The sequence below is a fragment of the Streptomyces sp. NPDC058985 genome, from assembly GCF_042740985.1.
GTDB lineage: Bacteria > Actinomycetota > Actinomycetes > Streptomycetales > Streptomycetaceae > Streptomyces.
Genome location: NZ_JBHYJX010000013.1, coordinates 115,646 through 129,002, shown reverse-complemented (window position 1 = coordinate 129,002; position 13,357 = coordinate 115,646). Strand labels below are relative to the sequence as shown.

Annotated in this window: 9 protein-coding genes; 4 read left to right on the top strand and 5 right to left on the bottom strand. The window is 68.9% G+C overall.

What is annotated here, in order from left to right; translation table 11 throughout:
- Positions 1–60 precede the first annotated feature (60 nt).
- On the bottom strand, positions 61–2,775 hold the full coding sequence (gene acnA / locus ACFW01_RS14920; RefSeq protein ID WP_384503870.1) for an aconitate hydratase AcnA: 2,715 nt from the start codon (positions 2,773–2,775) through the stop codon (positions 61–63).
- 315 nt (positions 2,776–3,090) lie between these two features.
- On the opposite strand from acnA, the gene ACFW01_RS14915 reads away from it, so the two are divergent.
- Both ACFW01_RS14915 and ACFW01_RS14910 read left to right on the top strand, forming a co-directional pair.
- Positions 3,091–3,288, top strand: a complete 198-nt coding sequence (locus ACFW01_RS14915) for a DUF4236 domain-containing protein (protein ID WP_079030465.1) — start codon at positions 3,091–3,093, stop codon at positions 3,286–3,288.
- 75 nt (positions 3,289–3,363) lie between these two features.
- Positions 3,364–4,893: a UDP-N-acetylglucosamine 1-carboxyvinyltransferase gene (locus ACFW01_RS14910; RefSeq protein WP_234959962.1), complete on the top strand. Its 1,530-nt coding sequence runs from the start codon at positions 3,364–3,366 to the stop codon at positions 4,891–4,893.
- A gap of 68 nt (positions 4,894–4,961) precedes the next feature.
- On the opposite strand, the gene ACFW01_RS14905 is transcribed toward ACFW01_RS14910, so the two are convergent.
- A complete protein-coding gene (locus tag ACFW01_RS14905) occupies positions 4,962–6,128 on the bottom strand; it encodes a DUF6183 family protein (RefSeq protein ID WP_234959961.1) in 1,167 nt (388 codons plus the stop codon).
- Between the two features lie 83 nt (positions 6,129–6,211).
- On the opposite strand from ACFW01_RS14905, the gene ACFW01_RS14900 reads away from it, so the two are divergent.
- On the top strand, positions 6,212–10,726 hold the full coding sequence (locus ACFW01_RS14900) for a DUF6531 domain-containing protein (RefSeq protein WP_384503867.1): 4,515 nt from the start codon (positions 6,212–6,214) through the stop codon (positions 10,724–10,726).
- Between the two features lie 68 nt (positions 10,727–10,794).
- On the opposite strand, the gene ACFW01_RS14895 is transcribed toward ACFW01_RS14900, so the two are convergent.
- Entirely contained in the window at positions 10,795–11,115 is a 321-nt protein-coding gene (locus ACFW01_RS14895) for a hypothetical protein (protein ID WP_384503903.1), read from the bottom strand.
- A 23-nt stretch (positions 11,116–11,138) separates the two neighbouring features.
- Here ACFW01_RS14895 and ACFW01_RS14890 point away from each other — a divergent pair, with 23 nt between their 5' ends.
- Complete coding sequence (locus ACFW01_RS14890; RefSeq protein ID WP_234958629.1) at positions 11,139–11,405, top strand: hypothetical protein; 267 nt, start codon at positions 11,139–11,141, stop codon at positions 11,403–11,405.
- A 541-nt stretch (positions 11,406–11,946) separates the two neighbouring features.
- Here ACFW01_RS14890 and ACFW01_RS14885 read toward each other — a convergent pair.
- Together ACFW01_RS14885 and ACFW01_RS14880 are read right to left on the bottom strand one after the other, a co-directional pair.
- Positions 11,947–12,465 carry a transglycosylase SLT domain-containing protein gene (locus ACFW01_RS14885; RefSeq protein ID WP_234958628.1) on the bottom strand — a complete coding sequence of 173 codons (519 nt, stop codon included), beginning with the start codon at positions 12,463–12,465 and terminating at the stop codon, positions 11,947–11,949.
- A gap of 393 nt (positions 12,466–12,858) precedes the next feature.
- Complete coding sequence (locus ACFW01_RS14880) at positions 12,859–13,350, bottom strand: ATP-binding protein (protein ID WP_384503865.1); 492 nt, start codon at positions 13,348–13,350, stop codon at positions 12,859–12,861.
- Positions 13,351–13,357: the final 7 nt, after the last annotated feature.

Below are 13,357 nucleotides of genomic sequence, written 5' to 3'. Positions count from 1 at the left end.
GAAGCGAGGGCCGCACTCCCGGTGACGGGGGTGCGGCCCTCGGGCCTTGTGCGCCGCCGCCTACTTGCGGATCAGGCTGCGCAGCACGTACTGCAGGATGCCGCCGTTGCGGTAGTAGTCCGCCTCACCCGGGGTGTCGATGCGGACGACCGCGTCGAACTCGACGCCGGTGTCGGTGGTGACCTTCACCGTGCGCGGGGTGGTGCCGTCGTTCAGCTCGGTGACGCCGGAGACGGAGAAGGACTCCTCGCCGGTCAGGCCGAGGGACTCGGCGTTGCGGCCCTCCGGGAACTGGAGCGGCAGGACGCCCATGCCGATGAGGTTCGAGCGGTGGATGCGCTCGTAGGACTCGGCGATGACGGCCTTGACGCCGAGGAGCGCGGTGCCCTTGGCGGCCCAGTCGCGGGACGAGCCGGAGCCGTACTCCTTGCCGGCCAGGACGACGAGCGGGATGTTCTGCTCGATGTAGTTGCGGGAGGCGTCGTAGATGAACGACACCGGCCCGTCAGCCTGGGTGAAGTCGCGGGTGTAGCCGCCCTCGGTGCCCGGCGCGATCTGGTTGCGCAGGCGGATGTTGGCGAAGGTGCCGCGGATCATGATCTCGTGGTTGCCGCGGCGCGAGCCGTAGCTGTTGAAGTCGCGGCGCTCGACGCCGTGCTCCGTCAGGTACTTGCCGGCGGGGGTGTCGGCCTTGATGGCACCGGCCGGGGAGATGTGGTCGGTGGTGACCGAGTCGCCCAGCTTGGCCAGCACGCGGGCGCCGGAGATGTCCTCGACCGGGGCCGGCTCCATGCCCATGCCCTCGAAGTACGGGGGCTTGCGGACGTAGGTGGACTCGGTGTCCCACTCGAAGGTGTCGCCGGTCGGGATCGGCAGCGCCTGCCACTGGGCGTCGCCCGCGAAGACGTCGCTGTAGGACTTGGAGAACATGTCCTCGCCGATGGCGTTGGCGACGACGTCGTTGACCTCGGCCTCGGAGGGCCAGATGTCCTTGAGGAAGACCGGGTTGCCGTCCTGGTCGGCGCCGAGGGCGTCCCTGGTGATGTCGACCTTCATGGAGCCGGCGAGGGCGTAGGCGACGACCAGCGGCGGGGACGCCAGGTAGTTCATCTTGACGTCGGGGTTGATCCGGCCCTCGAAGTTGCGGTTGCCGGAGAGCACCGAGGTGACGGCGAGGTCGTGGTCGTTGACGGCCTTGGAGACCTCGTCCGGCAGCGGGCCGGAGTTGCCGATGCAGGTGGTGCAGCCGTAGCCGACGAGGTTGAAGCCGACCTTGTCGAGGTACGGGGTGAGGCCCGACTTCTCGAAGTAGTCGGTGACGACCTTGGAGCCCGGGGCGAGAGTGGTCTTGACCCACGGCTTGCGGGTCAGGCCCTTCTCGACCGCCTTCTTGGCCACCAGGGCGGCGGCGACCATGACGTACGGGTTGGAGGTGTTGGTGCAGGAGGTGATGGCCGCGACCGTCACCGCACCGTGGTCCAGCTCGTAGGTGGTGCCGTCGGGGGCGGTGACGGGGACCGGGTTGGACGGGACGCCGTTGGCGACGGCCGGGGCGTCGGAGGCCGGGAAGGACTCCTGGCCCGCCTCGTCCACGCTGTCCACGTAGTTGCGGACGTCCTGCTTGAACTGCTCGGCGGCGTTCGCGAGCACGATGCGGTCCTGCGGGCGCTTCGGGCCGGCGATGGAGGGGACGACGGTGGCGAGGTCCAGCTCCAGCTTCTCGGAGAAGTCGGGCTCGGCCTTCGGGTCCAGCCAGAGGCCCTGCTGCTTGGCGTACGCCTCGACCAGGGCGACCTGCTGGTCGCTGCGGCCGGTCAGGCGCAGGTAGTTCAGGGTCTCGTCGTCGATCGGGAAGATCGCGGCGGTGGAGCCGAACTCCGGCGACATGTTGCCGATGGTGGCGCGGTTGGCGAGGCTCGTGGCCGCCACACCCTCGCCGTAGAACTCGACGAACTTGCCGACGACGCCGTGCTTGCGGAGCATCTCGGTGATGGTCAGCACGAGGTCCGTGGCGGTGGTGCCCGGCTGCAGCTCACCGGTGAGCTTGAAGCCGACGACGCGCGGGATCAGCATGGAGACCGGCTGGCCGAGCATCGCGGCCTCGGCCTCGATGCCGCCGACGCCCCAGCCGAGGACACCGAGGCCGTTGACCATGGTGGTGTGCGAGTCGGTGCCGACCAGGGTGTCGGGGTACGCCTTGCCGTCGCGGGTCATGACGACGCGGGCCAGGTGCTCGATGTTCACCTGGTGGACGATGCCGGTGCCGGGCGGGACGACCTTGAACTCGTCGAAGGCGGTCTGGCCCCAGCGCAGAAACTGGTAGCGCTCCTTGTTGCGGCCGTATTCCAGGTCGACGTTCTGCTTGAAGGCGTCGTTGGTGCCGAACTTGTCGGCGATCACGGAGTGGTCGATGACCAGCTCGGCCGGGGCCAGCGGGTTGATCTTCGCCGCGTCACCGCCCAGCTCCTTGACGGCCTCGCGCATGGTGGCGAGGTCCACGACACAGGGCACGCCGGTGAAGTCCTGCATGATCACGCGGGCCGGCGTGAACTGGATCTCCTGCGACGGCTGCGCCTGCGAGTCCCAGCCGCCGAGGGCACGGATGTGGTCGGCGGTGATGTTCGCGCCGTCCTCGGTGCGGAGCAGGTTCTCCAGCAGCACCTTCAGGCTGTAGGGAAGGCGCGCGGAGCCCTCGACCTTGTCCAGCCGGAAGATCTCGTACGACTCGTCGCCCACCTGCAGCGTGCTGCGGGCGTCGAAGCTGTTCGCCGACACGACAGTCTCCTTCATTCATGTGCGCGTACCACCGCATCCTGCCGCCACCCCGCCCTGGCCTTTCCGCTAAGGTAGGGCTAAGTTAGGTAAGCCTTACCGCTGGACCCGACGGCGGCTGCGGCTGCGGTGCGCCTCAGCAGATATCTCGATGTCGAGATAACTCTAGTACATGGGGGCGGCCCGGTCATGCCCGGGCACTGTGTGGCGTGCGCCCCACCCTTCACCTACCCGGGTGACCCGGGCGGCCATCACTACGCCGAACGGGGGTATCCGATGCCTGCCGGACAGCCCCGGCACTACTCGGACGGAGGCACGATGCCGCTCACATTCCGCAAGAGTTTCCGAATCCTTCCCGGAGTGCGCCTGAACATCAACAAGCGTTCGTGGTCCATCACCACCGGCGGCAAGAACGGCCCGCGCCACACCCGCAGCAGCACCGGACGTCGTACGACATCGATGGATTTGCCCGGACCTTTCGGATGGCGCCGCACCACCACGAGCAAGCGCCGCTGAGGCGTGCTTGACGTCGCGTCACCCGAACGGACCCCCCGAGAGGCGCCATCTCATATCTGAGATAGCCTCAACCTCATGGCAGACGACTACCTCGTACGCATCGGCAAGCTCATCCGTGACGCCCGGCAGCACCGCGGCTGGACCCAGTCACAGCTTGCGGAGGCGCTCAACACCAGTCAGAGCGCCGTCAACCGCATCGAGCGCGGCAACCAGAACATCAGCCTTGAGATGATCGCCCGTATCGGCGAAGCGCTGGACAGCGAAATCGTCTCCCTGGGCTACGCGGGTCCGATGCACCTGCGCGTGGTCGGCGGCCGTCGCCTCTCGGGCGCCATCGACGTCAAGACCAGCAAGAACGCGTGCGTGGCCCTGCTGTGCGCCTCGCTGCTCAACAAGGGCCGCACGGTGCTGCGCCGGGTCGCCCGCATCGAGGAGGTCTACCGCCTCCTGGAGGTGCTCAACTCCATCGGCGTGCGCACCCGTTGGGTCAACGACGGCACCGACCTGGAGATCGTGCCGCCGGGCGAGCTGGACATGGAGGCCATCGACGCCGAGGCGGCGGTGCGCACCCGCTCGATCATCATGTTCCTCGGCCCGCTGCTGCACCGGATGGACCGCTTCCGGCTGCCCTACGCCGGCGGCTGCGACCTCGGCACCCGGACCATCGAGCCGCACATGATCGCGCTGCGCCGGTTCGGCCTGGAGGTCGCGGCGACCGAGGGCCACTACCACGCGGTGGTGGACCGTCAGGTGCGCCCGGACCGCCCGATCGTGCTGACCGAGCGGGGCGACACGGTGACGGAGAACGCGCTGCTCGCGGCCGCCCGCCACGACGGCGTCACCGTCATCCGCAACGCCTCCTCGAACTACATGGTCCAGGATCTCTGCTTCTTCCTGGAGGCCCTGGGCGTCCGCGTCGAGGGCATCGGCACCACCACCCTCACCGTGCACGGCATGCCCGTCATCGACGCCGACGTGGACTACTGCCCCTCCGAGGACCCGGTCGAGGCGATGAGCCTGCTGGCCGCGGCCGTGGTGACGGAGTCGGAGCTGACGGTCCGCCGCGTCCCGATCGAGTTCCTGGAGATCGAGCTGGCGGTCCTGGAGGAGATGGGCCTCGACCACGACCGCACGCCGGAGTACTTCGCGGACAACGGCCGCACGCGCCTGGTGGACCTCACCGTCCGGCCCTCCAAGCTGGAGGCGCCGATCGACAAGATCCACCCCATGCCCTTCCCGGGCCTGAACATCGACAACGTCCCCTTCTTCGCGGCCATCGCCGCCTCCGCGCAGGGCCAGACCCTCATCCACGACTGGGTCTACGACAACCGCGCGATCTACCTGACCGACCTCAACCGCCTCGGCGGCCGCCTCCAGCTCCTGGACCCCCACCGCGTCCTGGTCGAGGGCCCCACCCGCTGGCGCGCCGCCGAGATGATGTGCCCGCCGGCCCTGCGCCCCGCGGTGGTCGTCCTGCTGGCGATGATGGCGGCGGAGGGCACGTCGGTGCTGCGCAACGTGTACGTGATCAACCGGGGGTACGAGGATCTGGCGGAGCGGCTGAACTCGGTGGGGGCGCAGATCGATATCTTCCGGGACATCTGAAGGCCCTGAGGACAGCAATGCGGGATCCCTCCCGACCTGAACAGGTCCGGGTCAGGGGCGACTTCCCGCTATGCGGGACGGTCGCGGTGGACATCGGTGTCGGTCGCCGCCAGCACCGCGACCCGAGTCCGGGTGGGATCGAGCACTGCGAAAGCCAGGTCCGAGGTGTCGTGGTGGAACCAGTCCGTGAACGCCATGAACCGCAACCAGCGATGATCCGCCGCGCGCCGCACCGCTTCCAAGAGGGGCACACCGGTGGGCATCCCCATGAGCGCGTAGAAACTGTCCCAGGCATACAGCCGCGCGTACGCACCGCCCTGCCCCTGGCCATTGACTCCGCCGACGTAGGAAGCGGTGAAGAGCTCGTTGAGGACGTCGTCGGGTGTCGTCACGCAGGCGAGTGCACTCCCCCGGCGGCCTCCCTCACCCGCCAGGCAGCGCAAGGGCAGTTCCTTGATGAAGGAGATGCCGAAGTCGTCGAGGCTGAGCGGGTTCGGCAGCGTGAAGAACCGCGCCTCGGGCTCACGGGCCCATCCGCCGGCACGGAAGGGTCGGGCGGCCGCGTTCGCCCGACCGTCGTCTCGAGCATCGCTGACACCATGGCCGACGGCCGCACCGCGGTCAGTCGAAGGAGCCTCGGGGAAACGTGACCGGAGCTGCTTCGTGGTCTTGACCGACCCGAGCCCTCGGACGCGAACAGCGAATCGGTGCTCGATGTCCAGTCGCGTCCTGGGCAGCCGAGCCAGTGGGTGCCCCAGCTCACCCAGTCTTTCGGCATACGCCTCCAGGGAACGACGACCATCCCCCGAGCCGATCAGCGCCAGCTCCCCGAGAAGACAGGCCCGTAGCTCAACTGCCGGATCCGACAGGCCGTCCGGCAACTCGACGAACAAGGGCTCGATGTCGCGCAGATGCTGAGCCCTGACCAGCTTCGCGGCCACGGAACGCGGCAATCGATCACCTTCGCCGGGGGACATGGCCCCGCCATGCAGCAGTCGACTCACAAGGTCCGCCGCGAACGTCACACAGTGCCGCGAACGCGTGTCGGCGAGTGTCTCGGCGATCCGCCCGACGGTCCGGGTCGCAGAGGCTCCTTGGGACCCGTCGCCGACCGCGCAGATCCGCAAGGCCGCCTCGTACCTTGCTTCCGGTTCGAGCTCAGCCAGATGCTGCAACTCCTCCCGGCGAGGCCGATCGGAACAGCTGTCGCCGGGCGTCTCTTGGTTGTGGCTCACACCCCGAGTCTACGAGCGGGAGATCAAGTAACTTTACCGAGGCATACGTGCCTTGAGTGCCACCATGCGACGGGGGGAAGAACGTGGGAAGCCGGCCGACGGATTGGCATGTCCTGGACCTGGACAAGGACCCGACCCCCGGCGACCCGCAACGCGTGCGCACGCTCGCGAAGACGTTGCACGACTTCGCGGACGACGTGTCCGAGGCACTGCGTCTGGTCAAGGGCATGGCGGGGGAGACCACCCTCGCGGAGTGGGCGGGCAAGTCGGCGACGGTCTTCAAGGAGGAGTTCTCCGGCGTCCCGAAGAACCTGAAGAAGCTCGAGAAGTCGTACGGGATGTGCGGCGACGCGCTCACGGACTTCTGGCCGAAGCTGGAGCGCGCCCAGGCCCTGGCCGACAGGGCCCTCGTCAAAGCCCGCGAGGCCCGTCAGGACCTGACCTCCGCGCAGTCGAAGCTGTCGTCGGCGGACTCGTGGGTGACGCGGGCGTCGAAGGAGGCGGACAAGTACAAGGACGATCCGACAGGCAGCAAGTCCGACGGGGACAAGCCGGACGAGGCGAAGGTCCGCGCCGCCACCCGTGACGCCCAGCACGCGAAGACGGCGCAGACGAACGCGCAGTCGGCGGTGGACTCGGCGCAGAGCGCGCTGGACGCGGCGAAGAAGATGGCCGAGGACGCGCGCAAGATGCGTGAGGACGCGGCCCGGGACGCGAAGAACAAGATCGACGAGGCGTCGGACGCGGGTATCCAGAACCGGTCGTGGTGGGAGGACGTCGGCGACTGGTTCTCCGACAACTGGGACACCATCGTCACGGTCTGCAAGGTCGTCGTCGCGGTCGTCGGGATCGTCGCGATGATCATCGGCGGCCCGATCCTGGCCGCGATCGTCGTCGTGGCCGCCCTCGTCGTCCTCGCCGACACACTCAACAAATATCGCAAAGGCCAAGCATCCCTGTGGGACGTGGGATTCGCGGCCCTGGACTGCATACCCGGCGGCAAGGGCATCACCACGCTCGGCAAGCTCGCGACTGGAGCGAAAGCCCTGGGCAAGGGTGGGCTCAAGGCGATGGCCAAGGGCCTCGGACGAAGTCTGCGCAAGGGGGTCGACGACGCGGTCGGCAAGAGCAAGCCGGCCAAAGGGCGCTGCAAGAACGGCGACCCCGTCGACATGGTCTCCGGCGAGATGCTCGTGGAGGAGACCGACGCCGAGCTTCCCGGACTCCTCCCGCTCGTGCTGCGGCGTACACATCTCTCGACGTACAACTGGGGCTCGTGGTTCGGCCCGTCCTGGGCCTCGACGTTCGACGAGCGCCTCGAGCTGGACGGGGAAGGCGTCGTCTTCGCCGCTGAAGACGGCATGATCCTCGTCTATCCCGTGCCCGCCCCCGGTACGTCGGTCATGCCGACGGAGGGCCCGCGCTGGCCACTGGACTGGGACGGCTCCCCCGAGAGTCCCCTCCGCATCACCGACCCGGCCTCCGGACGCACCCGCCACTTCGCCCCGCTCGCCGGTCCCGTCGCCGCGTACGAGGCATTCACCCTTCCCCTGGCCGCCGTGACCGACCGCGGCGGACGGCGCATCGACATCGACCGAGACGACACCGGCACCCCCGTCGCCGTCCGCGACTCCGGCGGCCGTCATGTGCACATCGACACCGAGGGCGACCGCATAGTCGGCCTGCGGCTGCGCGACGAGGAGACGGGGCCGAAGGGCACGACGCTGCGGCGCTACAGCTACAGCATCGAGGGGCACCTGACGGAGGTCTACAACTCCAGCGGTCTTCCCCTCAGGTACACCTACGACCTCCAGGGACGCATCACATCCTGGACCGACCGCAACGGCACCTGGTACCGCTTCACCTACGACGACCAGGACCGTTGCGTACGCGGTGAAGGCGCCGACGGATTCCTGTCCTGCTCCGTCGCCTACGACCTGGAAGGTCGGGAGACCCGCTACACCGACTCGCTCGGCCACACCACGACCTACCGGTACAACGAGCGCCGGCAGGTCGTCGCCCAGACCGACCCGCTCGGCAACACCACCCACGCCGAGTGGGACGCGTACAACCGGCTGCTCTCACGCACGAATCCGCTGGGCCACACGTCCCGTTACAGCTACGACGAGCGTGGCAACCTCGTCTCTGCAGTCCGTCCCGACGGCACGGTCACCACCTGTGAGTACGACCCCTCCGGCCGTCCCCTGTGGATCACGTTGCCGAACGGTGGCAGGCGAGGCTACGCGTACGACGAGCACGGCCGCCCGGCGGCGACCGTCGACGCCGATGGTGCCGTCACCACCTACGCCCATGATCCCTCCGGTGGACTGCTCGGCGTGACCAACGCCCTGGGTGCGACCCACCGCGTCCACCCGGGGTCGCTCGGGCTGCCCGAGTCCGTCACCGCGCCACTGGGCGGTACGTCGCACGTCACCCGCGACGCCTTCGGCCGCATCGTGGGTACCGTCGACGCCGCCGGCGCGGCGACACGCACCACCTGGACGGTGGAGGGCTACCCCGCCGAGCGCGTCATGGCCGACGGCAGCGCCGAAAGCTGGTCCTACGACGGCGAGGGCAACATCCTCCGCTACACCGGCCTCGACGGCCGGAGCACGACCCACACCTTCACCCACTTCGAGCGGATCCGCTCCAGGACGGAGGCGGACGGTTCGACGACGTGGTTCGCGTACGACACGGAACTGCGGCTCACGTCGGTGACGAGCGCGTCGGGTGCCGTGTGGTCGTACACCTACGACCCGGCGGGCCACCTCGTCCGCGAAGTGGACTTCAACGGCCGCGCCGTCGCCTACACCTACGACGCCGCGGGCCGTCTGATACGGCGCACCAACGGCGCCGGCGAGATCACCACCTATGCGCGGGACGCGTGCGGCCGAGTGGTGGAGCGACGGTCCGGCGAGGCGATCGCGACGTTCGCCTACGATTCCTCGGGTCAGCTCGGCACGGCGGTCACCCCTGAGACGACGCTCACTTTCGAACGCGACGTGGTGGGCCGTGTCGTCTCCGAAGAGTGCAACGGCCGTGCGGTCCACACGTCGTACGACGAACTCGGACGGCGGACGGAACGCCGGACTCCGTCGGGCGCCGTCAGCCGTTGGGAATGGGATACGAACAACCGGCCGACCCGGGTCCGGCTCGCCGACAGCTCGCTCTCCTTCGCCTACGGAACCTCGGGCCACGAGACCGAGCGGCGGCTCGGGGACACGGCGGTACTGACGCAGGAGTGGGACGCCGGCCACCGTCTGACCGAGCAGAGGCTCCTCGGAGGAGCGGCATCCGACACGGCTTCGCCGGACGAGGTCCTGCTGCACCGCTCGTACACGTACGGACCGGACGGCGGCCTGACCACCGTCGAGGACCAGACCCATGGCACCCGCCGGTTCAGCCGTGACCGTCTCGGCCGGGTGGACGCGGTCTCCGCCTCCGGGTGGTCCGAGCGCTACGTCTACGACGCGGCCGGCAACGTCAGCCGGGCGGACGCACCGGAGGGCCCGCAGGGGGAACGGGTCCACGACGGCACACTCATCCGCAGGGCCGGACACATCACCTACGTCCACGACGCACAGGGGCGCCTCGTGCGGCAGACGCGCAAGCTGCTGTCCGGGGGAACGCGGGAGTGGACCTACGTGTGGGACGCCGAGGATCGGCTCACTCAGGTCACGACCCCGGACGGCCGTCGCTGGGCTTACGTCTACGACGGTCTGGGCCGTCGCGTCGCCAAGCGCCTGCTGTCCGACGACGAGGGCCTGCCGATTGAGGAGACCGTCTTCACTTGGGATGGCTCCCACCTGGTGGAACAGAGCAGCTCCGCCGGCGGTCCCACCAGAAGCTGGGAATGGGCTCCCGGCACCGACCGTGCGCTGCTGCAGATCGACCAGGACGAGGTCGACCGCCGGTTCTACGCCATCGTCACCGACTTGGTGGGCACCCCCACCGAACTGGTCGACGAGGAGGGCAGGATCGCCTGGCGAGCACGCACGACGCTGTGGGGCACGCCGGTGGGCGGCTCAGCGGGCCCGGTCGACTGCCCTCTGCGCTTCCCTGGCCAATACCATGACCCGGAAACCGGCCTCCATTACAACTTCCGTCGCTACTACGACCCCGAGAACGCCCGCTACATCAGCCCGGACCCCCTGGGCCTCGCTCCCGCACCGAACCACCACGCGTACGTCCTCGACCCCCTTCGCTGGACCGACCCGTGGGGGCTGGTGAGCTGCGAGAGCAGCAGGCACGGCATCACAGAGGAACGCGAGGCCCACATCGAGGGCCAGCACGGCCCCGGCGCCCAGGACCGCGTGCGGGACAATGCCGACCCCACCGGGCCGGAACCCTCACTGCCCGGTGAGTTCTACGAGGACTTCTTCTGGGAGGGCGACGACTTCGTCCTGGGCCGACGGCTCCGCGAGGGCGTCGACGGCACCCCCGCCGTCCCCAACCCTCGTGCCAGAGCCGGACAGGACACCCACCTGCACCGCTTCGAACACGGCGAGCCCGTGGGCATCAATGGCAGCGGGCGGGAGACCAGGGACGTGGAAGTCGTCATCCGCGACGGCCATATCCATACGGCGTATCCGGTCTGAGAGGGCCGGTCGGTGACGGGCATCGCCGACCGCAGGCAGGAACACCGCTGGCGCGACCCACTGATGGTTCAACCCGATCGAGGTTGCACCATGCGTGCGGCCAGTGCATGGATGCTTCTCATAAGCGTCGACGAGGGCCGGTCAAGATCAAGTGCATGTTGATGCAGCGCGATCCCTGAGTGCCTCACCAAATGGCCCGCATGCGGTGCGTTGCCCTTGGCGTACACCAGGTGGCCGTCCTTGAGACCCAGGGAAGTGGAATAGGCCAGCATTTGGTACAGGTCGGCATCGGGGTAGCCGTGCGGCGTGCCCAGCTTGTATTTGGCATCGGCCACGACCAGTGAGGCTCCTGAATCGTCGTACCAGATGAGGTCCGGTCGTATCCGGATGAGCTCGGCGGCTTCTGAACCGTGTGCTGGGAAAGGAGGAGCGGGACGCGTTCACGCCCGCGGTTGTCGTCCGCCTCACCGCAGACGACCTTCCCAGGCTCCCGTCCGCCTATGCCGAAGCCGACGACTACACGGACCTCCTCGCGGTGGCCGGCCGCGAGTTCCAACTGAGGCCCCAGTTGGAACTCGCACACGCGGAACGAATCGCTCGCATGGCCTCGCACCTGGTGACCGTGGTGGAGCAGGTCGCCGCGGCAGGTTTCGCCGACAGTCGGTTCGCCGCGGAGTAGCTTCTGGAGGCACAGCGCTCGCACGCGTCGTGGCAGATGTGCCTCGCGGAGAGCCGACGGGACCTGAGCTAGAAGTGGGACTCACACAGCTCCGGTGTGCGGACGGAGACGCGACCAGTGACCGAAACTCGACCGCGGTTGGAGTCCAACGGGGAGAGGGGCTACAGGCCCGTCGGCAGACGGGCGGAGCCGACCCAGGCTCCGCCCACACCTGCTCCGACCACTGAGCCGGACACCGATGCCTCCGACGAAGGATGACGCGGAAGGCACCCGCCGCACGGCGCCGCCCGTTGCTGCCTGCGGCCGAATCCCTCGCATCGCCGCAGGTCACCGAGGTGGCTGGTCCCTCCCGGGACATCTGAAAGCCAAGAATCGGTCAGCTTCCGCACCCCCGCCCGACCCGAGGCCCCCGCGCGGGGCGCGACGCAGACGGGGCCGGAAGGACGTGTCGTCCTTCCGGCCCCGCCGTGCTGCCTGGGCCCCGCCGGCCTCCGCGTGGGACCGGTGTCCCTGGGGCTCAGGCGGTCGGTGGGTCCGCCGGTCAGTAGGCGGAGTCGACGTTGTCCATGGAGCCGTACTTGTCGGCCGCGTAGTTGCAGGCGGCGACGATGTTGGCGACCGGGTCGGTGATGGAGTCCTTCGTGCCCTTGACGTGGTAGGCGTCGAAGGTGGGCTGAATGGTCTGGAGCAGACCCTTCGAGGGGATGCCGTTCTGGGCGTTGATGTCCCAGTTGTTCTGCGCAGTCGGGTTGCCGGACGACTCACGCATGATGTTGCGGTGCAGGCCCTCGTAGCTGCCCGGGATGTTCTTGGCGTCCATGACGTCCAGGGCGGTGCGGATCCAGCCGTCCAGGTCGTCGCCGTGCTTCTTCTCACCGGCCTTGACGATGGCCTTGATCTTGTCGGTCTGGGCCTGGGTCTGCGCGGTGGAGGCCTTGGCCGGCTCGGCGGCGTGCGCCGGGCTCGGGGCGAGGGTGAGGGTGACGGCGGCGGCGCCCGCGGCGGCGAGGGAGGCCACGGCGGACTTGCGGATACTGGGGCGGCGCAGGATGGCGTGCATGGGTGTACCTCTCCATTCGGGAACGTGATGGGGAGGCCGACGGGGGGTCGGCGACGCGGTGTCCGCGTTGGACGCGGCTTCGCGTCATCAGGGCCGGTGTCTGGATCACGGACGGGCTCTTCCCGTCCGGTCCCGGCGCTCGGCTCCCCGGTACGCCGAACACATTGCGGAACGCCCGGGCGCCGCGACAAGTGTGTGACCTACTACGCCGCTTCGCAGTCCGGCCGCGCGACCGCCCGGACGGCTCGCAACCACGCGGGCGAGCAGCCGCCGGGCGTCTACTAACCCCGGCCCGGTGTGACCTGGGCCCTGTGCGCGCCCTCACAGAGCCGGTCACCCGGTGGTCATCGCTCCTCACCCTTCGGAGGCAGGCATCTCACTCAAAGGAGCGGATCAGTCTCCAGGGGTAGCGAACACGCGCTCTGCCCAGACCGTCTTCCCCGGACCTCCCGGCCGGAGGTGCCAGCCCCAGCGGGTGGCGAGACCCGCGACCAGCAGCAGCCCCCGGCCGCCGGTGTCCTGTGGGGCGGGGGCGGGCAAGGCGTCCGGTTCGGGCGGCGTGCGTTCGGAACGGGTGTCGGTGACCTCGACCCTGACCGTGCGGGCGGGTTCGCCGGCGTGCAGGAGCAGATGGAAGTCCCGGCTGGGGACGTGGCCGTGCCGTACCGCGTTGGCGGTCAGCTCACCGACGATCAGCACGATCTCCTCGTGCGGGTCGGTGCCGTACGCGATCCCCCAGGCGTCCAACCGGTGTGCGGCCAGCCGGCGGGCGAGACGGGCGCCCCGCGGGGTGGAGGTGAAACGCATCTCGAAGGTGCGGTTGAAGTCGACTTTGGGGCAGGTGGGTTGTGAGGTGCTGATGGGGCTGGGGAGTTGACTCGTCATGCCGTCC

Coding starts and splice junctions, on each gene's coding strand:
- ACFW01_RS14915 (WP_079030465.1), top strand. CDS start 3,091: ATGCCGCTCACATTCCGCAAGAGTTTCCGAATCCTTCCCGGAGTGCGC.
- ACFW01_RS14910 (WP_234959962.1), top strand. CDS start 3,364: ATGGCAGACGACTACCTCGTACGCATCGGCAAGCTCATCCGTGACGCC.
- ACFW01_RS14885 (WP_234958628.1), bottom strand. CDS start 12,465: ATGCACGCCATCCTGCGCCGCCCCAGTATCCGCAAGTCCGCCGTGGCC.
- ACFW01_RS14880 (WP_384503865.1), bottom strand. CDS start 13,350: ATGACGAGTCAACTCCCCAGCCCCATCAGCACCTCACAACCCACCTGC.